Genomic DNA, 20184 nt, shown 5'->3' with positions numbered 1-20184 from the left:
TTCTCCTCCTATGGTAAATAGTATCGTTGATTAGAATAACCGGAATGACTATATTTATTCCGAAATAGATTTAATACTTCCGGACTTGTCCGAATACAATGGGAAGAAGTCGATTTGAAGGTGGTCGAACATGAGTATCTTTATTAGTTATATTGTGTTGGGTTTATCCCTTTCAGCACCGATGGGTCCGATCAATGCAGCTCAGTTGGACAAGGGGATCCGATTCGGTTTCCTCCATGCCTGGCTAGTCGGGGTTGGGGGGATGGTGGCGGACGGAATCTTTATGCTCCTGATTTATTTTGGGATTGCTCAATTCATCGATATCCCGATCATCAAACTTTTTTTATGGATATTTGGATTTTTTATTCTGACATACACGGGGATTGAAAGCCTTCTAAAGTCCGGAGACCTTGAGGCTTTTGCTGGAAAAAATAAAAGTGAGACAAAAGGAAAGGCCTTTCGTACAGGATTTTTTATGGCGATATCCAACCCGATGAGCATTTTGTTTTGGCTCGGGATCTATGGTTCCATCCTTGCTAAGACGTCAAGCTCTTACGAATCGTGGCAGGTCCTAGTGTACAGTATGGGCATTTTTCTAGGTATCACCATTTGGGATGTGACGATGGCCGGTGTCGCAACGGGGGCGAGGAAGCTTGTAAGTCCGGGGATCCTGCGCTTCATTTCCATTGTTTCCGGGATTGTTTTGATGGGCTTCGGCATTTATTTCGGCGTGGAAGCCTGCAGGTTATTATTCGGCTAGACAGACACCCAGACGGTTCCTTCCTAATAGGATACATGAGTAATCCTTAGGAGGGATCGGCTATATGTTATGTTCAAAGAGCTGGATCGATCAACATATGGAGGAGCTTACCCCGTGGCAGCAATCCGCTTACCGTCACTTCTCAGCCATGATGTTGGATGAAGAGCATCCTTATCCTTGCGTACCCGGGAAACAAGGGTTTCAATCTAATACACTTCGTTTCGGTTTTACGGGGGATCCAAGAAGTGGGGAAGCTTCGGAAACACTGGCATCTTACTTAAAACAATACGGTGAGATTTCCAGGGAGACAGGAAATTACGCTTCTCTGGTAGTGTTCTGTCATTCAGATATGACAGGGGGAAATCTGTCGGTTGAAACATATGAGCAGGTTTTTTGGAATCTGTTGAACCGTGTCCACCAAATGGACGAAAAGCCTTGGCCGGATCACATCGGTAAGGATCCCCATGATCATACGTGGGAGTTTTGCTTTGATGGAGAACCTTATTTCGCCTTCTGTGCAACCCCTGCTCACAATGTCAGGAAAAGCCGTCATTTTCCTTATTTTCTATTGGCATTCCAGCCCAGATGGGTTTTTGATGAAATTAACTCCTCAACGGCATTTGGACAAAAATTAAAGAAAGTCATCCGAAAGCGGCTGGTGGAATATGACGATATCGAGCCTCACCCAAGTCTGAAATGGTATGGGCAGGAAGACAACTATGAATGGAAGCAATATTATCTGCGTGATGAGGATACTTCCATAAGTAAATGCCCGTTTTCACATATGCATAAAAAGATCAAGAGTTAAAGGCTCCCTTTAACTCTTTTTTCTTTTGAGAAATGCCGCACAGGCAATGAGCAGGATGAATCCGAGACTCACAAAGAACCCTATCCGGCTCACATCATCGAAGAGGGTACCACTGATGGCGAATAATATAAGGAAAAGGGCGATCAGCGTCTGAATCAGATTCCAAGCCGTTTTGCTCAAAAGTTTGAGGGAGGAGGCAAGGATAAAGATCCACGTATAAAGAAGCATCAGTCCTGCAGCTGTTGTGATGTATTCGAATAGTCTTTCGGGGAGGAGCATGGCAATCACAATCGAGATGGCAACGACTAAAGTTGTTAGTCCGAAAGCAGGAAGTGGTATGCTCCAGTTCCCTTTCCTCGAGAAAATCCGTGGCGCGTCCCCTTCCTCAGAGAGGGCGACAAGCATCGTAGTCACAGCGTACAATGACGCGACCATCGTCGAGAAACCGGCAATGATCAGAATGGAGTTGAAGACATGTGGGACCCATGGAAGGTCATATTGTTTCAGGGCTGTCAGAAATGGACTTTCATTCGGATCAATCGCTTCAGCCGGAACCATCTTCAAAACAAGATAGAAAGAAAGAACATAAAGGAAGGTTAACGTCATCAGCATGATGTTCCCCGACTTCGGGGCATCCTTTGGATCCTTCAGTTCTTTGGCCATCAGACCCATCACTTCAATTCCACCGAATCCATAAAAGGCAAATAGTAGGGCAAGCCATAACCCCTTTCCCTCGATGGGAAGTAGGGTGGAAATGGGATTCTGAAGCTCAGGGCCAGATGCTTCGTTTCCGAGCCACCCAAACATGGCGGCACCCGCTACGAGGATGAACATGACGATCGCAGCCGCCTTCATCACTCCAAAGAGATTCTCCATCTGCTCGACTCTCTTCACTCCCAATAGAATGATCACCAGACCAAGACCCGCAAATCCGGCACTTAAAATCCAAAGGGGCACTCCTGGAAACCAAAACTGGGCAAACAGTGCTAGGCCGGTTAATTGGCTCCCCATAATGAGCATCTCCGCTGACCAGTACACCCAGCCGTTACTGAACCCGGCCCATGATCCGTATGCTTTCTTGGCATAGGTACGGAATGAACCTTTTTCAGGGTGTTCTGCCGTCAGTTTGGCAAGTGCCTGGAAGACCATCCATGTACCAATACCAGCGATTAAATAGGCAAGAAGGACAGAAGACCCTGCCCGTTGAATCGGGATGGCTGAGCCAAGGAAATATCCCGTTCCGATGATACAGCCTACCCCGATGAAGGATAGCTGCCTCCACGAAAGGTTCGTTTCATTCGTACATTTACTCACATCTCTTCACCTGACCTTTATCCCCCATAGTGTGACATTCCACCGGATGAATTATGTGAATGGGACCGGAATGATTTTAATGGGAACGGAGAAAGTAAGAAAAGACTGATAATAGAGGGGGTTCTGCTGATGGTAAAGATCAATGCGAATTGTTGGAATGAACATGGGGAATTGAAAACGGTGTTGGTATGCTCGCCTTCTTCACTGGATGTTCCCGATCAACGCACGGCGGATTACGTTGGATGGGAGAAACCGGTTAACCAGGAAAAAGCGAAAGAAAATCATAAACTGATGATTCGTGCAATGGAGGATGCGGGTGTTACGGTCATCGATTACGCCAATCATCTTAAGGATGAGGACAGGCAGTTAAATGACCATCTTATCAATCGTGTTTTTGTACGAGATCTGGCATGTGTATATGGGAACACCGTGATCCCGGGTGATGCAGGAATTACCATGAGAGCTCCGGAATACGTTCACAGTCATGAGTTGTTTCAGAGGTGGTTTGATGAGAGTACCTTTTCCATACAGGACAATAACCGGTTGAAGGCGCTGGAGAATGGGGATGTATTCGTTTTGAATCGCGATACGGTTTTCATCAATACCGGGCTCCGGTCCAGCATTGAAAGTGTAGAGGTGATGAAGGGGAAAATCTTTCAAGCTGGATTTACTGAAATCGGGATCATCGACTTACCCCGTACCGGTGAAACGATGCATTTGGATATGAATTGTAATGTAGCCGGGGCAGACCTACTGATTGCCAAAAGTTATATGCGTCTTTTTCCTGTCCAGGTCGTCAATGAAAAAAGTGGACGGTATGTGATGATGGAAGACTATATCAAGCGGCATGGATTTGATGTTCTCTGGACCGGTGATGTGAAGCATACGGTGGCTGACATCAATTTTTTAAATCTGGATCCTGAAACGCTGTTGGTGAGTACGAAAGCCAATAAGAAAATATTGAAAGATCATCCGAAATTAAAAGCTAAGAAACTGATTGAGGTGGAAGTAAACGAACTTGAAAAAGGCGGTGGTGGAATCCGCTGTATGACCTTGCCATTTGAACGGAGCGAGTAAGTTCCCTTTATGAAAGCAATGAAGTGATCCATTTTGGATACTTTAGCGTTAGCTTGATTAAAGAGGAGTGGTTAAGATGAACAAGAGAGTAGAATGGTCCCTTCTGATTGGAAGGGTGGTCCTAGGGATCATCATGGTCGCACATGGAATGCAAAAAATAATGGGTATGGAGCAAACCATCGAGATGTTCGATCAAATCGGCTTACCAGCGATCATGGCCTATACAACGGCAATCATAGAGGCTGTCGGTGGATTAATGTTAATCATCGGTTTCTATGTGATTCCATCAGCTGCTGCATTGGCGGTGACCATGTTGGGAGCGATTGTACTGGTTAAATTTAAAATGGGTCTCATCGGAGGATATGAGTTTCCTTTAGTGCTATTGGCATTGTCAGTCATGCTTTCAATCACGGGAAGTGACAAGTGGTCCGTCATGAGTGCGCTCAATAAACAACGTCAGAAGGTCACCAGTTTATAATAGAAGGTTGGATGAATGAAAAAGGAGAAGGGAGTCGACACCCTTCTCCTTTTTCATTCAATTCCCTACATCATTTCCTGGGAAAAGATGTTGAAACTTGTTGTGCTTTATCAGTGTATGGCTTGAACCATCTGGAAATCACATACTTTATTTCGTCCTGTCCGTTTCGCAAGATAAAGGGCCTTATCTGCCTGCTCGAAGATTTCCTCTCCGTCCTGGGAAAGGGTATCCGGGAAAGTGGACACCCCGATTGATATCGTGATGCGGATCGATTGTTCCTCCGTAATGAAAAAGGAATGTCTTTCAACGGCTGCCCTGATCCTTTCCGCTATGACCATCCCATGACTATGGGGACAATCCAGAAGGAGGATGCTAAACTCCTCCCCTCCGTTCCTTGAAACAATATCAAAGGTCCTGGAGTGATGCTTTAACACTTTACCAAGTTCCTTCAGAACCATATCACCGGCATGATGACCGAATGTATCGTTTACGTTCTTGAAGTGGTCGATATCAATAAGGAGTAAGGATAGTTTTTCATTTCTTTCATGTGCGTGTTTCAAGGCCTCATTATAACTAACATCAAACTGTCTTACATTGTTCAGGCTCGTGAGAAAATCTTTCGTGGCGCTCTGCTCCAGTAGATGATACTGCTCATTTGATCGTTTGATCTGCTCAGCGATAAAGTATGCAATAAAGCCGACCGCAAGTGAAGTGAAGAAATGATAGGAAAAAACTTTCAGAGTTTCTGTAATCCCTATATTTTTAATTAAAGCAAAGAATACGATGAGCAAGCTTACGATGTTCATCATTTGGAGCTTATACAGATTTCCGAACCGAAGGCGGGTCATGAAGCCTGATAAAATACCGATGGAGAACATCGCTGTTCCTGCAACCACTGCCTCGGGACTTACCCCGAACATCAGGAGCCTGCCCGCTGTAATGATGAATGCTGATATCAGTGCCGGAACCCATCCGATGTATACGGCCACTGTGATGATTGCCAGATGCCTTAAATCCATCATGCTGTTATGTTTCAGTGGAATTGTAAAATTCATGAGAACGAGCCCGAGGATCCCGAAGAATACACCCATCAACAGTAGGGAAGGGAGGGGGGATCTCTGTGGATTTCGCATCACAATCCCGGCAAAATATAAAAAAGAAATAAAGACACATACATTAATGAATAACGGTTCTAACATGACCACTCCTCCCTTAAATGAAAGTTGAAGTGTGACAATATACCTATATTTATTATATCGGTTATACAGGGGGAAGGTTAACTATTTTTAACTATTAAAAATCCATAATAGAAAAAGCCGCCCAAAAGGACGGCTTCTTATCACATCATCGTTGGAATTAATAGACTCCTACAGCATCCCATGCAGCTTTCACGGAATTGTAAGTAGAGCTTCCGCTTCCGTAAAGGTCTGCAGCTGATTGAAGAAGTGCTGCTCGTGCGTAACTGAAATTACTTGTTGGTGTTAAATAAACAGTCAGCGCACGGTAGTAGATCTTTTCTGCTTTCGCTTTACCGATGCTTGAAATCGTGTTGTAAGCTGCTTTATTAGGGATACCGGAGTTTGTATGAACGCCTCCGTTATCAGAAGATGTGTTCACATAGTTATTCATATGTTCAGGTTGTCCGTACTTGGCAGGGTTTGAAAGACTGCGCAACGCATCTCCTGAAATACCTGGTGTGTAAACATCTTCACCCATTAAATAATCACTTGGATCTAAGAAATAGCCGAATACATCAGAGAATGATTCGTTCAGTGCACCTGATTGATATTGATATTGTAATCCGGCAGTACGCTCCGTCACGGCATGAGTCAGCTCATGGGCAACGACATCCAATGCGCCTGATAGGGAAGTGAAAGTAGATCCGTCCCCGTCACCATAAACCATTTGAGATCCATTCCAGAACGCGTTATTGTAGTTGGATCCGTAATGGACAGTAGAGCGGATGGTCGCTCCGTTATTGTCGAAACTGTTGCGGTTATGTGTGTTTTTATAGTAATCATAGACTTTACCGGCATAAGCATGGGCATCTACATCAGCCGCTTGAGAATAGGCAGTCCAGGAGTTATTGCTGTCAGTGGAATAGTATCCTGGTAGGCTTGATCCATTTTGTGCCGTAAAGGTCTCAATGACACCGTTCATTGGTTTCGTCACATCATATAAGTAATAAGTACCGTTCGAAGAATAAGTATTAAGAGTTTTATAGTCATCTAAAACTCCGTAGCCGCTTCCTGTCGTAGCTGCATCAGTTACAGCATTAAAAGCTTCGACGATGGATCCATCTTTCGCATCCACATAGATTTGCCAGTTCGCTCCATAAGGCTCGATGAATTGAAGCTGTACCTTATAAGCAAGAGTGAACTGTCCATCTTTTTCATGAATCACAAGATCATTTTTCTCGGTCGTGCTTTCAACATGACTGTCTTTCTTGGCATCAATGGTAAACTGTTCCTGAGTTCCTGTCACCGTGTCCGCTTTAGAAAGGCCGATATGCTTCCAAGCAAGGTCCGTAGCTGATTTTTGATTGATTTTTGATTTTGTCTTGGTTACTTTTTTAGAAGCTTCTTTGTATAGTTGACCCGTTGTAGCCGTCACTTCATTCTTTTTATTTGTATGGACAATGAAGATGGCTCCATCAACAGGGACACCGTCCACTGATTGAGTGAATCGATAATGAGACATTCCTAGATCGTCTGTCGTTTTTTCCAGTAATGTCAGTTCAGAATGGGGATCGATGGCGAAAAGCTCTTTATTCTCTTTCATGAACTTTTTCACATCTTGATCGTTCTTTACAATACCTTTTGATAGTTTCCCAGATAAGAAGCTAGGCCCTTTTTTATCTATGTTCATGACCTTTTGATGAATTTCCATTTTCGAAGTAATAGAATCTGAAGACTGGGCGAATGCGGACGCACCTGTAAAGGATGCGCTGAATACAAGAGAAGTACCTAGTGCTAAACTAACTAATTTCTTTTTCGACATAATTACAATTTCCCCTTTTGATCATAGATTTTGGAAATAGCTATTTCTTTTGGCCCCGGCGGCTAATTAGTAGTCTAGTAAAAAATAGGAAGATTGACAATGAAAAAAATGGTAATTTTCAGTAAATTTGAAATATTTAGTGTTCTAAAATGTCGATATAAAACAAAATTGAGGGGAATTTCTACCTTTATCTATTCCATTCGTTGAAAAATATTTTTCTAGGAATATTCCACTATTTTTTGTGCATGTAGGATCAGGAAGATTTTTATTTGAGTTTGTGGCAGGATTTGGTATAATTAATGTGAAATAATTCACAAACTAATTAGGTGAAAAGAGTTGATACTGTGGAAAATAAAATCGTCATTGCGGGGGGAACCGGTTTTATCGGCCGGTATCTTCAGAAGAAATTCAAGGAGAAGGGCTATCACGTGACCATCATTTCAAGACAGTCTCCACATGTTTCGTGGGATCGTCCCGATGACATTGTTCAGTCATTAAGTGATGCAGATATGCTCATTAATCTTGCAGGAAAATCAGTCGATTGCCGCTACAACGAAAAAAACAAAGCCGAAATTTTTCGCTCCAGGACCGAAACAACGGATCTCTTGGGGAACGCCCTCTTACAATGTCAGAATCCACCGCCTTTATGGATCAATTCCAGTACGGCAACCATCTATCGTCATGCAGAAGACCGGCCCATGACGGAAGAAGGCGGCGAGATCGGCACGGGGTTTTCTGTCGAAGTGGCCAAAGAGTGGGAGAAGGCATTCTTCTCGTTTTCACTTCCGAAAACCAGGCTCGCCGCTTTACGAATCGCCATTGTCCTTGGGCCCGATGGCGGAGTGATGACGCCTTATAAAAATCTGGTCAAATTTGGCCTTGGGGGAGTGCAGGGGCCGGGGAGTCAGAAATTCAGCTGGATTCATGTAGAAGACCTGTTCCGCGTCATCCTTTTTCTGAAGGATTCGAAGGAGTTATCCGGGGTGTTCAACTGTTCTTCTCCAAATCCTGTCACCAATCGGGAATTCATGGCACAATTAAGAAACGATATGAACAGGAAAGTCGGTCTTCCGACTCCGAAGTGGATGCTCGAAGCAGGTTCCCTGCTGATTCAAACGGAAACCGAATTGGTCTTGAAGAGCAGATGGGTCGTTCCGGAGAGATTGGAAAAATCAGGATTCGTCTTTCGATATGACACGTTGGAAAAGGCATTTGAACAAATACTCGCTAAATGAAGATAAAAGGACTTGTCACAGCGACAAGTCCTTTTCGTATCTACCGATCATTCTCCATGAAATCATAGGTTGTCCAGCAGCGGTTCATCACGATTCCTTTTTGCTCCGCATACTCATCTCCCCATTTACACATCTCAAATAAAGTGCTCTGAAGCTTCTTTCCCATCTCAGTCGTCGAGTACTCGACTTTCGGAGGGACCTCCTGGTAAACCGTCCTTGAGACGAGTCCATGCTCTTCAAGCTCCCGAAGCTGCTGGGTAAGCATTTTCTGTGTGATGTTCGGCAAGGAACGCTTCAACTCATTAAATCGCTTTACCCCTTCGTTTAAATTCCATAGTATGAGGACCTTCCATTTCCCTCCGATGACGTCAATCACGAGGTCGATGGAGCATTGATATTCCGGGTTTAGTTGTTTCATATGAGTACCTCCTGGTTTCTGTTTGGTGTTCATTTTTTATTCAGCAGGTGAATAATCAAATTGATTCAGCTGTTAAAATCCCGATGAAATTCAGCTGCTGAAAAAGAGAAGATATTCAGCAGCTGACCCCCTCTTATACAACGAACAAAGGCATCTCCCAGGTTTCCAAACGGTAACCAAGATACTAAATAGTGCCTACTTGTTTAACGAGTTTATAGTATATATTATATACCATGTAAGCAAAATAATCATAACGCTCTTAAGGAGATGAATATAATGAAGGCTCTATTATTAAAGGATAAAGGTTTATGGAAAGACATGCAGGTGGAGGAAATCGAAACGCCTTCACCGGAAAAAAGAGAACTTCTCGTGGAGGTACATGCAGTTGGGCTGAATCCGGTTGATTATAAGACAGCGACGAATGGGATGCCTGCTTGGTCCTATCCCCACATCCTCGGTTTGGATGTAGCAGGTGTGATCGCAGAAGTTGGAGAAGGAGTAACAGAATTCAAGGAGGGTGACCGTGTCGTTTATCATGGTGACTTCACGAAAAAAGGCGGATATGCTGAATACGCGATCATCACGGCACATACGGTTTCACGTATCCCGGACAGCGTTTCCTTTGAAGATGCGGCTGCTCTTCCGACGGCGGGCTATACGGCCTATCAGGCTATTCACCGTAAATTGCCCCTTGACCAGATTGATACGATTTTGATTCATGGAGGTGCAGGTGGTGTAGGCGGATTCGGTGTACAGCTTGCGAAACTTGCCGGAAAGACAGTCATATCCACTGCGTCCCGTCACAATCATGAATATGTGAAATCTCTTGGGGCCGATCATGTCATCGATTACAGAGAAGAAGACGTGAATGCAAAAGTGATGGAAATAACGGATGGCCGTGGTGTTGACGCTGTCGTGGATGCGGTAAGCAGACAGAGTGCGACCGATTCCCTTGATGCACTCGCATACATGGGTCATATGGTTTACATTGCAGGTGCCCCTGATGTCACGAAGATCAAACCTTTCACGAAAGTCGTTTCGTACCATGAGATCGCTCTTGCAGCGGCCCATCAAACGAATGATATGAAAGCGCAGGAGGATTTTGCGGTAATCGGGGATGAGATGCTTTCCCTTCTGGAGCACGGGAAGCTGGAAGCCATGCTGAAAGAGCCGGTCACTCTTGACGAAGTACCTGAAGCCCTGAGCCGTTTATCCGAACGACATGTAAAAGGTAAGATTGTAGCGAAATTAAAATAATGGTAAAAAGGAGAGCCGTGATTTATGCGGCTCTCCTTTTCCCATTAAATGCTGTTGTGTCGTAAGTATTCAAGGCTTTTTCGGACGCTGTCGATGGGAGGGATCTTTGACTGGTCCTGTTCGACGATCCACCAGTCCACATCACTATGCATGCCATAGTTCAGGACAGAAGCGATGTCAACGCCACCCGATCCCAATTCAGCAAAAAAACGCTCTCCGTCCGTCGTCATATCCTTTAAATGGACAAGAGGAGCCCGACCTTGGTAACGCTTCAGCCACTCCACCGGATGCTCCCCGGCAAATGTCAGCCAGTAAATATCAAACTCGGCTTTTACCCAAAGGGGGTTCGTTTCTGAAAGAATCGTCTCAAGAGCCGTTTTCCCATTGGAAAGGGTCGTTAATTCGAAATCATGATGATGATAGCAGAGGGTAAGCCCAGCTTGAAAGCATTTGGCACCAATGGTGTTCAGATCATCGATCAAACGAAAATAATCTTCCTCTGTTCGTTCTTCAGGAGACAAGTATGGACATACGATGTAGCGGCTGCCGAGCTCAAGCTGATCGGTAATCACATCATCCAAACGGGTTCTAAGATCAGTCAGTGGGATATGACTGGAGACCGCCTGAAGTCCCAGATCATCGAGTACTTTCTTCAATTCTTTGGAAGAAAAACCTCCATAGCCCGCAAGCTCGACACCCTCATACCCCAATTCAGCCACCTTTTGCAGGGTACCTCTGAAATCCTTTTCCGCCTCGTTCCTAAGCGTATACATCTGGAGGGCAACAGGGATTTTTTTCATACCGTCACTCCTATTCTCTGGTCATGTTCGCGTTGATTTGAGAAAGCACGCTTTTATATACTTCTAATTCCTCCTCTGAAATTCCTTTAAGAATTGTCTCTTCATATAATTCCTCTATAAAAGGGGATAGCTCATTCTTGGCTGTCATTCCTTTTTCCGTGATAAAGATAAGGAAGGACCTTCTATCTTCTGTGTTTTTCTGTTTGTAGATCAGCTCTTTTCTTTCCAATATATCCAATATTCTGGTCACGGTAGGCTGATCTTTTTCTGACTTCATGGCCAGTTGTTTTTGGCTGATTCCATCTTGTTCGGCGAGCCTCTTCAAAACGGTCCACTGCTCAGGCGTCACATCGAAATCTTTCAGATTCACGGTGAGGAATCGAATGATATTTTTTACTGTGTGGCTTGTATACAAGCCAATGGTTTCATCGCGGGTCGTCTTCACGGTTTTTCACCTTCTTTTAGTCTTTTCTTTATCATACATGAAATTCGACAGATATAAAATTAATTGTCACAACAACTATATTTACAAATATACATGTTGTAGATATAATTAGTGTAACAACTAGTTGAACGAAGGAGAATGATTGTGGAACATACAACGACACAAACCATCTGGACGAGGCCATTTTATATGGCGTTACTGAATAATTTTTTTCTGTTTTTAGTGTTTTACTCACTGTTAACCATCCTACCTCTGTATGTAATCGATGAACTTCATGGAACAGAAGGGCAGGCGGGGCTTGCCACCACGGTATTCTTATTATCGGCCATACTTGTTCGTCCGTTTTCGGGAAAAATCATTGAACTGTTAGGCAAGAAAAAGACGCTGATCACCAGTGTGTTGATGTTCGGTATTTCTACTTTCATTTATTTCTGGGTAAATGATTTTTATGTTTTAATGGGGCTTCGCTTCTTCCATGGAATTTGGTTCAGTATCGGATCGACGGTCTTAGTGGCGATTGCCGCGGATATGATTCCAGCGAACAGGAAAGGGGAAGGACTTGGCTACTTTGCCATGTCGATGAATCTGGCTGTGGTGGTGGGACCATTTCTTTCATTGGCCCTCATTAGATGGATCCCGTACACCTCTTTGTTCATGGGGCTTTCATGGATCATCGTCATCGGTTTTCTCTGCTCATTCGGGATCGAGGTGTCGGAGGACGAAACGAAAGCCGGGGTATCAAAACGGTTGACACTCAAGGATTTAATGGAAGTGAAGGCGGTCCCGATTGCATTGGTGGGCTTTTTAACTTCATTTGCCTACTCCGGAATCATGTCATTTATATCCGTGTATGCCAAATCTGTCGGTCTATTTGAATCGGTCAGTTTATTTTTCGTCGTGTTTGCAGCGGCCATGCTGCTGTCGCGACCCTATACAGGTCGTTTATTCGATCGATCGGGGCCGAACTCGGTCATATATCCATCCCTTATGATTTTTGCCGTTGGATTGCTTCTATTGAGCGCCGCGCATTCGGTTTCTACATTATTGGTTGCAGGATCCCTGATCGGACTCGGTTACGGTGCTTTGCTTCCAAGTTTTCAGACCATGTCCATACAGGCTGCACCTAAAGGAAGAACAGGGCATGCAACGGCCACTTTCTTCATTTTTTATGACTTGGGGATTGCAATTGGATCGTTTGTGTTGGGGGTAGTTTCGGCGCATTTTGGGTTTTCGACCTTATATATCATTTGCTGCGGGGTGATCTTGCTTACTGTGGCAGTATATAAAATTGTGACGAAACGAAGAAGAATGGCTGTGAATCAAGGGGAGGCATTGGAGTTATAAGGTAAAGGGGGCTAACCTTACTGAGGTGAGTCCCCTTTTTGTGATCAGAGGTTAAAGTGAAGGTATGAACCTGAAACGAAACGTACACTCTAAAGGTATAGGGGAGGTGTATACCATGGCACAAGACGTACTTTGTGAAGTAAGTAACTGCAGGTACAACAGTGAAGGGAAGAAATGTTCTGCCGATCAGATTTTCGTTGTCAGTCATAAAGGGAACAAGGCACATAACAGCGAAGAAACGGATTGCAAAACATTCGAACCAGGTATGTAACATAAGAGAGGGCAACCATAGGCGTGGTTGTCTTCTTTTTATGTAGTATTGATAACAATTCTCATTATTATACAAAAAAGCTCACAATTAAATGTGAGCCTGACCAGCTTGTTCTGAGAGGGTGGTCGTCCGAAGTTGCCTATATTTTGAATAGAAAAGCCCAGTCATCACTAGGGAAAGGCAGCCGAATAGGACCGTCATGATCTTCAGTCCGACAAGATCCAGCAGGAGCCCGGTTAATAGCAGGACAACCTGAAAAATCAGCCTGTCGAGCATATTTCTGAACGAAAAGAACCGGCCGTGGAATTCTTTCGGGATCCTGGTTTGAAAAATGGTGGCAGCTGTCGGGAAGAAGCATCCGACAGAAAAGCCAAAGACTGTGAACGCAAGCACAGACATCACGGGGCTTGTGGCAAAGTAGAGGAGCATTTGCGCTATCCCGATCACAAAGCTGAAAGTGAACAGGATTTTATAGGGCGAGACCGTTTCGCCGATTTTCTTTACCGCAAATGCCCCAGTCATAAATGCAATTCCTTCCGCTGTATAAATCCACCCTTTAATGGCGGAACTGTCCTGAAGCTCACTGATATTGATGACCATCAAGTTGAAGCCACCGATAAAGAGTAGCGGGATGAGTGTCATGACAAGTGTCATGAATACGATGGGAAGACTTTTGATGACCGGAAATACTTCCTTGAATCCTGCCGCTTTTGGTTTTGTGCCCTGAGGAGTTTCCTGTTGTTTTTCATCGATTGTCAGGAACCAGGTCATGATGAACAGCGCGAGATAAGCCACCAGGGAAAGAACATACAGCATCGAGAGTGATATGATGACCAGCAGGATCCCCGCCAATGCCGTACCCAGAATCCTCGAAAGAGTGGCCACATTCATATGCACCCCGTTCATTTGCAGTAGCTCTTTTTCTTTTACTACCATGGGAATGGCAGCCTGAAGAGCAGGAAAATAAAAAGCGGCAGAAATTTGGATGCTCACCAAGAAGACGACCATCCATAGTACCGATCCTGTGTATATGGCAATCAACATGAAAACAACACTCAGCGCCCGTGTGAAACCCGATACGAGCATGAAGGTTTTTTTATTCGCTTGATCCGTTATTTTGCCGGCTAAAGGTCCGACAGCAAGACCCGCGAGAAGCCCCGAAGCCAGGATGACCGACTTCAGGAAGTCAGATGGCACCTTTTCCTGCATAAACTCCAGATTTCCGATGATCCCCAGCCATAATCCAAGCCCGGCGATAAATTCTCCGATCAATAAGATCCACACATTTTTATTTTTCCACATAGTAGGTCCGTCCCTCGCAGTCGATTTCGATTTATTTCGTTACTCTAAATATACTATGGGTGGGATGGGAAGGGAATGGTTTTTTTGTGGGACTGTATTTGAACCTCCCCACCACCGGAACGAGAAAAGACACTCGTTAAATCCTATCTTTCAACAAAAATATCCCAAAACAAAAAACCCGCCAAACCTGACGAGTTCTTATCCCTTCTCAATCCACTCCTGAGACCACTTCTCTATATTTTTCATCAAAGGCTCTAAAGAATAGCCTTTCTCTGTTAACGAATATTCTATGCGTACGGGTGTGTCAGGGTAGACGTCCCGTCTGACGATTTCTTCCTGCTCAAGGTCCTTTAGACGTTCTGAAAGGAGTCTGCCACTGATTCCGATGGCGTCCTTAATGGTGCAGTTTCGCTGTGGACCGGAAAGCAGTTGGTAGATGATAAGGGCTGTCCATCGCTGACTTAAAATACCGATGGCTTTTTCAAATCGTGGGCATATGTCGGATTGATTCATAAAAATGCCTCCATTCATCAGTGAAAAATCTAGTTAGTAGTATACCATATTCATCTTTTTATAGTAAGTTGATTACTTGACGGTTTTTAGTTATTTATTTAAAATAAGTTACATAAAGTAACCTATAAATAAACATCAATATAAACGGAGGAAATAAAGATGAACTTTCATAAATATCCCCATGTATTTGTCGGAGAAGTAAGTCTGAAAGTACAGGATCTACACCGATCTCTATCCTTTTACCAGAAAGTGCTCGGCTTCAATGTTCTGAACCAAACTGAGAAGAGTGCAACGTTGTCAGCAGACGGAAGTCATCCACTGTTAACTTTGGACCAGCCTGAGCATATCATGCCCAAAGAGCAGCGGACGACAGGCTTATATCATTTCGCCTTGTTGTTGCCTACTAGAGCAGACCTTGGGAAGCTGTTGGCTCACTTGATCAAGCTGAATATACAGCTGGGCTCGTCCGATCATCTTGTCAGTGAGGCTCTTTACTTGTCAGATCCCGATGGAAATGGAATCGAAATATACAGGGACCGTCCATCGGAGGATTGGACATGGAATAGCGGCCAGGTAGAGATGGCGGTAGATCCCATCGATGCCCGGGGAATAGTAGCCGAGGCGGAGGGGGAAGCGTGGGATGGGCTTCCTGCCGATACGGTGATGGGCCATATCCATCTTCACGTTTCAGATTTGAAGTCAGCGGAAGAATTCTACGGGAAAGGCCTTGGCTTCGACGTTGTCAGCCGTTTTGGGAATCAGGCACTCTTCATTTCGACCGGAGGGTACCATCATCACATTGGACTGAATACCTGGAACGGGGTCGGCGCACCGACTCCTCCGGAAAACAGTGCAGGACTCAACTGGTTCACCCTGCACTTCCCCAGTGAAGAAAAGCGAAGCATTGCCATTAACAACCTTCAATCCATCGGAGCATTCATCCAGGAACAAGAAGGAAGACTCCTCACCCGTGACCCATCCGGTAACTGCATCTACTTAAGCTTGTAAAGAGAGGGACGGACCTCGAAAATCGAGGTCCGTCCCTCTTCCCATTCCAAAATAAACATTGATGCCTCGCGTTTTGAACAGCCCTTTCTAGGAGGCGTTCTTGTATTTACTCTCCAAAAATCGAGGTCCGTCCCTCTAAGCAGTTTATTTTTATTTCAGGGGATGGTAGTGGGATAATGGTGGGCACATACTAAGGGAAATACATATGGAAAGGGGAGTGTTGGGAATGAAGTTGAGTGTGTTGGATCAGTCTGTGATATCGAGGGGGGAGGATGCAGAGACTGCGTTGAGGAATACGGTTCGTCTTGCCAGGAGAACGGAGGAACTGGGGTATACACGGTTTTGGGTGGCGGAGCATCATAATACGAATGGTCTCGCAGGCTCTGCTCCCCAGGTGTTGATTTCACATATTGCGTCCATGACGGATTCAATCAGGGTCGGGTCTGGGGGTGTCCTGCTTCCCCAATACAGCCCTTATAAGATTGCAGAGGACTTCAAGGTGTTAGAAACTCTTTTTCCTAATCGGATTGATCTTGGAATTGGGCGTTCGCCCGGGGGTTCATATGAGACAAGACTGGCTCTCACGGATGGGTTGAAAAAAAGTATGAATGAGTTTCCAGGACAAGTGGCAGCATTACAGGAGTATTTGCATCTCTCTCCGGATCAATCAGTAAAGGCGTATCCCGACGTAACGGCTCCTCCACTCCCATGGATACTTGGGATCACTCATCGTGGTGCCCGGGTGGCAGCTGAAAAGGGTACGGCTTTTACGTTTGGTCACTTCATCAATCCGGTAAATGGGAAAAGGGCGCTGGATTATTATCATTCTCACTTTCAGCCTTCTCACTCCTTATCTCAACCTAAGAGTAATGTGTGTATCTTTGTTGTTTGTGCTCCTACCCAGGCGGAAGCAGAAGAAATAGCGCTTACCCAGGATTTGTGGCTATTGGCTGTAGAGAAGGGAAGGGACACCGAAATTCCTGCAAAGGAAGAAGCGAAGGCAAGGGTACTATCAGATTTTGAGAAAGAAAAAGTAAAAGAAAACAGGAGAAGAACCATCATAGGGACTCCCCAAAAAGTGAAGGAAGAGCTCGAGATGCTAAGTGAAGTGTATCAAACCGATGAATTTATGATCATAACTAATGTAGCGAAATTCGAAGATAAATTAAGGTCATATGAGTTAGTGGCTGAGGCTGTTCTTTAGTCATGTCCTGCCAAATGCATATAAGCGCCTCACTCATCATCAGCTCTGAAAATAGGAAAAGGAACCCGATTTCCTGCAGTGGCAAGCGGGTTCCTCTTTAAGTTGTATGATATTAATAATAATAGGGGTATGGAGGATAACCATAATAAGGTGGCGGATATCCATAACCGTACCCATATCCATAACCAGGGCTCAATAATGCCGCTCCCAATAATCCTCCCGCAAGTCCGCCTACAAATGGGCTGAAGCCGAATCCAAACGGGCGTCTTCCGAATCCGCCATATCCAAATCCGGGTCTCCGTCCGATCGGGCGACGAAAATCACCATAATTCATAAAGTGCTCGCTGCTTACTGTCTGAAAACCATTCAAAGCATAAAACCTCCTCTCTATCTAGGTTATGAGTATTCTTTCCACACCGAAATGGTATGGGCGTTAACCCATATAGAGAGATTTTATGAAAATGTACCCAGTTTGGAGGCTCAAGAAGGATCTGCTTTTATCGGGAAAATCCTTCTTAAATAATCATTGATGTAGAGCAAATGATGCTAGTTGCTCTACATTCTGAAGAGAATATGTAAAGCAACTTCAAGTAGAGGAATCTTTAGTTTGAACGAGTGCTGATATAATGGCTCCAATCGCTTGAATCCAGCTTCCAACGACGTTAATATTCCCGCTGTCTCTATTATTTAATTCGAGGATGCCGGAGATGGCTTGAAGGGAGTTACCGATGATCTGGAGAAGATTCCCATATATCGAATAAAGGACATCAAGAGAATGTTCTTCATTAAAGGAATCGTAAAGAGCGGCAGATCCCCCTAATGCCTGAAGGAGGTTCCCTTTGATATTAAGCTCTTGCTTGATGATATCATTAAAATCAATCACAATTCCGGCAATGACGGTTACGTTTCCTACGGCTTGAATTTCATTTCCGGCTTTCGTCAGCGAGAAGTCCTCAATGGCATCTGCTTCAAGGGCATTCCCGGTTGCCTGTAATTCATTTCCTATGAGATTGAACGACCTTAATGTATCTTTTGGGATACTCTTGATCGGGGTGCTGCCAATCGCTGCAATAACAGTCCCGATGGCCGCGACCCAGGCTCCGAACGTGGCTTTTTGCTCATTGCTCATAGTATAATCGCCTACTTTGTAGTTCTTAGATATTGTATACAACAGGGCGATTATGTGTTCATTCCCACCATTTCGAAGACGGTAAGCTATCTCCCTTCACAAGGAAAGTCTCCCCGATCTTCGGGGTGGCAATGGGAACATTCAGTTCCTCTCCTCTCCTGGTCACCCGGTTTATGGGATCTGTCCATTCATGAAAGGATAGTGTGAATGCCCCCCAATGAATGGGCAAGAGTGTTTTTCCTTTTACATCGAGGTGAGCCTCTACCGTCTCTTCGGGAAGCATATGAATCGGTGCCCATCTAGGATCGTATTGACCGCATTCCATGAGGGTCAAATCAAATGGTCCATACTGTTCCCCGATTTCCTTGAAGTGAGGACCGAATCCGCTATCCCCGCTAAAAAAGATTTTAGAAGAGGAGCCGATGATACACCAAGAACACCATAAAGAAGCGTTACGATCATGCAAGCTTCGCCCGGAGAAATGCCTGGCAGGAGTGCAGGCCAGTGTAAGGCCATTCCACTCCATCTCGTCCCACCAATCAAGCTCTACGATATGATCAGTCTCCACTCCCCACCGCTCCAAATGACTTCCCACCCCAAGCGGTACAAAGAATTGGTTCACTTTTTTCTTAAGCTTTCGAATCGTGCCGTAATCGAGATGATCGTAATGGTCATGGGAGAAAATCACCGCATCAATCGAAGGAAGCTCATCGATTTGAAATGGCAGCTCCTTACTGTACCTTTTTCCACCTATCCACTGGAATGGAGAGGGGGATCTTCCAAACATGGGATCAAGTAATAACCTCCTCCCATCGATTTCAATCATAGAGGCAGAGTGCCCGAACCACGTTACATTCGTAACACCCGGAGGATGGTCTATGGAAGGAAAGGCTACTCTTGGAATATCATCAGCGGGTTTGCGATTAGCGTTTCTCTTTGCCAGATCGCGAACCATCGATACGGTCGAAGAAAAGCTGGAATCCATAGATGTGGGGACTGAATTTTGAAATGAGCCTTTTGAATATTGAGGAGATAAGCGCACTCTCTCCACGGATGGCTTTCTACCAAATGCGGGATAATACCGTACAACGAGGAAACCGGTCAAAATGATTGCAAAGATCAATACTAGAGTAATAAGCATGGATAGTCTCCTTTTCGTTCAATATCTTTTACTATCTCAGATTCGCGTGAACCTGTCCAAAACGAAGTCCGATGTACATTTAAGAATTAATTAAGGATTCCGTTAAGATTCCATAAGGTTTGTTTTTTATACTACAGTTAATTGGGAAAGAGAGGATGATCGTATTGAAAAGATGGGTTATTGGAATCGTTGCAGCAGGGGTTTTGGGAGTGGGGTGGTGGCTCGTTTCACCGCTTTTCTTCGACAAGGTTGTAAACGAATCACCTTTAGCTACTAATATGAAAGAGAATGAAGACGGGATGATGAAAGAAACCGACTCATCTTCGCCAGACGCCATGACAAACGATACAATGAAAGTAAATGAACTCATGGGAACGTTTAAAGGGGCGGATTCTGATCACGTGGCCAAAGGGAGCGTGATGGTTTCTGAACAACATGTTCGATTGGAAAATTTTGAAGTGACCAATGGGCCGGATCTTTACGTTTACTTAGTAGGGGCGGATCAAGAAACCGCAGAAGGAATTTCTCTTGGCAAGTTAAAAGGAAACATCGGTAATCAAAATTATGAGATCCCTAATGATAAAGCGACAGCGGGGATGAAGATCGTGATTTGGTGTAAACAATTCAATGTAGATTTTGGTATTGCTGAATTACTTACTGGCATGTAAAGGGGCGTTCAA

General features: G+C 44.6%; 22 protein-coding genes. 11 read left to right on the top strand and 11 right to left on the bottom strand.

The window, feature by feature from the left end; genetic code table 11:
• The first annotated feature begins 130 nt into the window (after positions 1-130).
• A complete protein-coding gene (locus SLH55_RS12385) occupies positions 131-760 on the top strand; it encodes a LysE family transporter (protein ID WP_219166086.1) in 630 nt (209 codons plus the stop codon).
• 64 nt (positions 761-824) lie between these two features.
• Positions 825-1568: a YqcI/YcgG family protein gene (locus SLH55_RS12380; protein WP_219166087.1), complete on the top strand. Its 744-nt coding sequence runs from the start codon at positions 825-827 to the stop codon at positions 1566-1568.
• 9 nt (positions 1569-1577) lie between these two features.
• On the opposite strand, the gene SLH55_RS12375 is transcribed toward SLH55_RS12380, so the two are convergent.
• Positions 1578-2882: an amino acid permease gene (locus tag SLH55_RS12375; RefSeq protein ID WP_320323549.1), complete on the bottom strand. Its 1305-nt coding sequence runs from the start codon at positions 2880-2882 to the stop codon at positions 1578-1580.
• Between the two features lie 129 nt (positions 2883-3011).
• On the opposite strand from SLH55_RS12375, the gene SLH55_RS12370 reads away from it, so the two are divergent.
• Together SLH55_RS12370 and SLH55_RS12365 are read left to right on the top strand one after the other, a co-directional pair.
• On the top strand, positions 3012-3959 hold the full coding sequence (locus tag SLH55_RS12370) for an arginine deiminase family protein (protein WP_219166090.1): 948 nt from the start codon (positions 3012-3014) through the stop codon (positions 3957-3959).
• Positions 3960-4035: 76 nt separating this feature from the next.
• Positions 4036-4437 carry a DoxX family protein gene (locus tag SLH55_RS12365; RefSeq protein ID WP_219166091.1) on the top strand — a complete coding sequence of 134 codons (402 nt, stop codon included), beginning with the start codon at positions 4036-4038 and terminating at the stop codon, positions 4435-4437.
• A gap of 110 nt (positions 4438-4547) precedes the next feature.
• Here SLH55_RS12365 and SLH55_RS12360 read toward each other — a convergent pair whose 3' ends face one another.
• Together SLH55_RS12360 and SLH55_RS12355 are read right to left on the bottom strand one after the other, a co-directional pair.
• Positions 4548-5636: a diguanylate cyclase gene (locus SLH55_RS12360; protein WP_320323548.1), complete on the bottom strand. Its 1089-nt coding sequence runs from the start codon at positions 5634-5636 to the stop codon at positions 4548-4550.
• A gap of 157 nt (positions 5637-5793) precedes the next feature.
• Positions 5794-7437: a M4 family metallopeptidase gene (locus SLH55_RS12355; RefSeq protein WP_320323547.1), complete on the bottom strand. Its 1644-nt coding sequence runs from the start codon at positions 7435-7437 to the stop codon at positions 5794-5796.
• A 344-nt stretch (positions 7438-7781) separates the two neighbouring features.
• Here SLH55_RS12355 and SLH55_RS12350 point away from each other — a divergent pair, with 344 nt between their 5' ends.
• Positions 7782-8672 carry a TIGR01777 family oxidoreductase gene (locus SLH55_RS12350; protein WP_219166095.1) on the top strand — a complete coding sequence of 297 codons (891 nt, stop codon included), beginning with the start codon at positions 7782-7784 and terminating at the stop codon, positions 8670-8672.
• A gap of 40 nt (positions 8673-8712) precedes the next feature.
• On the opposite strand, the gene SLH55_RS12345 is transcribed toward SLH55_RS12350, so the two are convergent.
• Positions 8713-9090 carry a winged helix-turn-helix transcriptional regulator gene (locus SLH55_RS12345; protein ID WP_219166096.1) on the bottom strand — a complete coding sequence of 126 codons (378 nt, stop codon included), beginning with the start codon at positions 9088-9090 and terminating at the stop codon, positions 8713-8715.
• 276 nt (positions 9091-9366) lie between these two features.
• On the opposite strand from SLH55_RS12345, the gene SLH55_RS12340 reads away from it, so the two are divergent.
• A complete protein-coding gene (locus SLH55_RS12340) occupies positions 9367-10347 on the top strand; it encodes a zinc-binding dehydrogenase (protein WP_320323546.1) in 981 nt (326 codons plus the stop codon).
• Positions 10348-10391: 44 nt separating this feature from the next.
• On the opposite strand, the gene SLH55_RS12335 is transcribed toward SLH55_RS12340, so the two are convergent.
• Positions 10392-11147 carry a sugar phosphate isomerase/epimerase family protein gene (locus tag SLH55_RS12335; RefSeq protein ID WP_219166100.1) on the bottom strand — a complete coding sequence of 252 codons (756 nt, stop codon included), beginning with the start codon at positions 11145-11147 and terminating at the stop codon, positions 10392-10394.
• Positions 11148-11157: 10 nt separating this feature from the next.
• A complete protein-coding gene (locus SLH55_RS12330) occupies positions 11158-11592 on the bottom strand; it encodes a MarR family winged helix-turn-helix transcriptional regulator (RefSeq protein ID WP_219166102.1) in 435 nt (144 codons plus the stop codon).
• Positions 11593-11730: 138 nt separating this feature from the next.
• Here SLH55_RS12330 and SLH55_RS12325 point away from each other — a divergent pair, with 138 nt between their 5' ends.
• Positions 11731-12936: an MFS transporter gene (locus SLH55_RS12325; RefSeq protein WP_219166104.1), complete on the top strand. Its 1206-nt coding sequence runs from the start codon at positions 11731-11733 to the stop codon at positions 12934-12936.
• Between the two features lie 115 nt (positions 12937-13051).
• A complete protein-coding gene (locus SLH55_RS12320) occupies positions 13052-13207 on the top strand; it encodes a DUF1540 domain-containing protein (RefSeq protein WP_079532121.1) in 156 nt (51 codons plus the stop codon).
• Between the two features lie 87 nt (positions 13208-13294).
• Here the strand turns inward: SLH55_RS12320 and SLH55_RS12315 are convergent, their stop codons facing one another.
• Both SLH55_RS12315 and SLH55_RS12310 read right to left on the bottom strand, forming a co-directional pair.
• Positions 13295-14509, bottom strand: coding sequence for an MFS transporter (locus SLH55_RS12315; protein ID WP_320323545.1), 1215 nt, complete (start codon positions 14507-14509; stop codon positions 13295-13297).
• A gap of 198 nt (positions 14510-14707) precedes the next feature.
• The gene (locus SLH55_RS12310; RefSeq protein ID WP_219166108.1) at positions 14708-15022 is read right to left on the bottom strand and encodes a winged helix-turn-helix transcriptional regulator; all 315 of its coding nucleotides are present in this window, start codon (positions 15020-15022) and stop codon (positions 14708-14710) included.
• 159 nt (positions 15023-15181) lie between these two features.
• On the opposite strand from SLH55_RS12310, the gene SLH55_RS12305 reads away from it, so the two are divergent.
• Positions 15182-16030, top strand: coding sequence for a VOC family protein (locus SLH55_RS12305; protein WP_219166110.1), 849 nt, complete (start codon positions 15182-15184; stop codon positions 16028-16030).
• Positions 16031-16256: 226 nt separating this feature from the next.
• A complete protein-coding gene (locus SLH55_RS12300; RefSeq protein WP_320323544.1) occupies positions 16257-17234 on the top strand; it encodes an LLM class flavin-dependent oxidoreductase in 978 nt (325 codons plus the stop codon).
• A 112-nt stretch (positions 17235-17346) separates the two neighbouring features.
• Here the strand turns inward: SLH55_RS12300 and SLH55_RS12295 are convergent, their stop codons facing one another.
• The 3 genes from SLH55_RS12295 to SLH55_RS12285 all read right to left on the bottom strand — a co-directional run bounded on the left by SLH55_RS12295 (position 17347) and on the right by SLH55_RS12285 (position 19504).
• Complete coding sequence (locus tag SLH55_RS12295) at positions 17347-17604, bottom strand: spore coat protein (protein WP_374939750.1); 258 nt, start codon at positions 17602-17604, stop codon at positions 17347-17349.
• A 216-nt stretch (positions 17605-17820) separates the two neighbouring features.
• Positions 17821-18363, bottom strand: coding sequence for a DUF6944 family repetitive protein (locus tag SLH55_RS12290; RefSeq protein WP_219166112.1), 543 nt, complete (start codon positions 18361-18363; stop codon positions 17821-17823).
• A 58-nt stretch (positions 18364-18421) separates the two neighbouring features.
• Positions 18422-19504: an MBL fold metallo-hydrolase gene (locus SLH55_RS12285; RefSeq protein ID WP_320323543.1), complete on the bottom strand. Its 1083-nt coding sequence runs from the start codon at positions 19502-19504 to the stop codon at positions 18422-18424.
• A gap of 164 nt (positions 19505-19668) precedes the next feature.
• On the opposite strand from SLH55_RS12285, the gene SLH55_RS12280 reads away from it, so the two are divergent.
• On the top strand, positions 19669-20172 hold the full coding sequence (locus SLH55_RS12280; RefSeq protein WP_320323542.1) for a DM13 domain-containing protein: 504 nt from the start codon (positions 19669-19671) through the stop codon (positions 20170-20172).
• Positions 20173-20184: the final 12 nt, after the last annotated feature.

The organism is Rossellomorea sp. YZS02 (assembly GCF_033963925.1).
GTDB lineage: Bacteria > Bacillota > Bacilli > Bacillales > Bacillaceae_B > Rossellomorea.
Note: the sequence above shows the minus strand (reverse complement) of the source record. Positions and strands in the feature narration are given on the sequence as shown.

Excerpts from the sequence above, each read along its gene's own strand:
- SLH55_RS12385 (WP_219166086.1), top strand. The coding sequence starts at position 131 with ATGAGTATCTTTATTAGTTATATTGTGTTGGGTTTATCCCTTTCAGCA.
- SLH55_RS12380 (WP_219166087.1), top strand. The coding sequence starts at position 825 with ATGTTATGTTCAAAGAGCTGGATCGATCAACATATGGAGGAGCTTACC.
- SLH55_RS12370 (WP_219166090.1), top strand. The coding sequence starts at position 3,012 with ATGGTAAAGATCAATGCGAATTGTTGGAATGAACATGGGGAATTGAAA.
- SLH55_RS12365 (WP_219166091.1), top strand. The coding sequence starts at position 4,036 with ATGAACAAGAGAGTAGAATGGTCCCTTCTGATTGGAAGGGTGGTCCTA.
- SLH55_RS12360 (WP_320323548.1), bottom strand. The coding sequence starts at position 5,636 with ATGTTAGAACCGTTATTCATTAATGTATGTGTCTTTATTTCTTTTTTA.
- SLH55_RS12355 (WP_320323547.1), bottom strand. The coding sequence starts at position 7,437 with ATGTCGAAAAAGAAATTAGTTAGTTTAGCACTAGGTACTTCTCTTGTA.
- SLH55_RS12345 (WP_219166096.1), bottom strand. The coding sequence starts at position 9,090 with ATGAAACAACTAAACCCGGAATATCAATGCTCCATCGACCTCGTGATT.
- SLH55_RS12340 (WP_320323546.1), top strand. The coding sequence starts at position 9,367 with ATGAAGGCTCTATTATTAAAGGATAAAGGTTTATGGAAAGACATGCAG.
- SLH55_RS12335 (WP_219166100.1), bottom strand. The coding sequence starts at position 11,147 with ATGAAAAAAATCCCTGTTGCCCTCCAGATGTATACGCTTAGGAACGAG.
- SLH55_RS12325 (WP_219166104.1), top strand. The coding sequence starts at position 11,731 with ATGATTGTGGAACATACAACGACACAAACCATCTGGACGAGGCCATTT.
- SLH55_RS12320 (WP_079532121.1), top strand. The coding sequence starts at position 13,052 with ATGGCACAAGACGTACTTTGTGAAGTAAGTAACTGCAGGTACAACAGT.
- SLH55_RS12315 (WP_320323545.1), bottom strand. The coding sequence starts at position 14,509 with ATGTGGAAAAATAAAAATGTGTGGATCTTATTGATCGGAGAATTTATC.
- SLH55_RS12310 (WP_219166108.1), bottom strand. The coding sequence starts at position 15,022 with ATGAATCAATCCGACATATGCCCACGATTTGAAAAAGCCATCGGTATT.
- SLH55_RS12305 (WP_219166110.1), top strand. The coding sequence starts at position 15,182 with ATGAACTTTCATAAATATCCCCATGTATTTGTCGGAGAAGTAAGTCTG.
- SLH55_RS12300 (WP_320323544.1), top strand. The coding sequence starts at position 16,257 with ATGAAGTTGAGTGTGTTGGATCAGTCTGTGATATCGAGGGGGGAGGAT.
- SLH55_RS12290 (WP_219166112.1), bottom strand. The coding sequence starts at position 18,363 with ATGAGCAATGAGCAAAAAGCCACGTTCGGAGCCTGGGTCGCGGCCATC.
- SLH55_RS12285 (WP_320323543.1), bottom strand. The coding sequence starts at position 19,504 with ATGCTTATTACTCTAGTATTGATCTTTGCAATCATTTTGACCGGTTTC.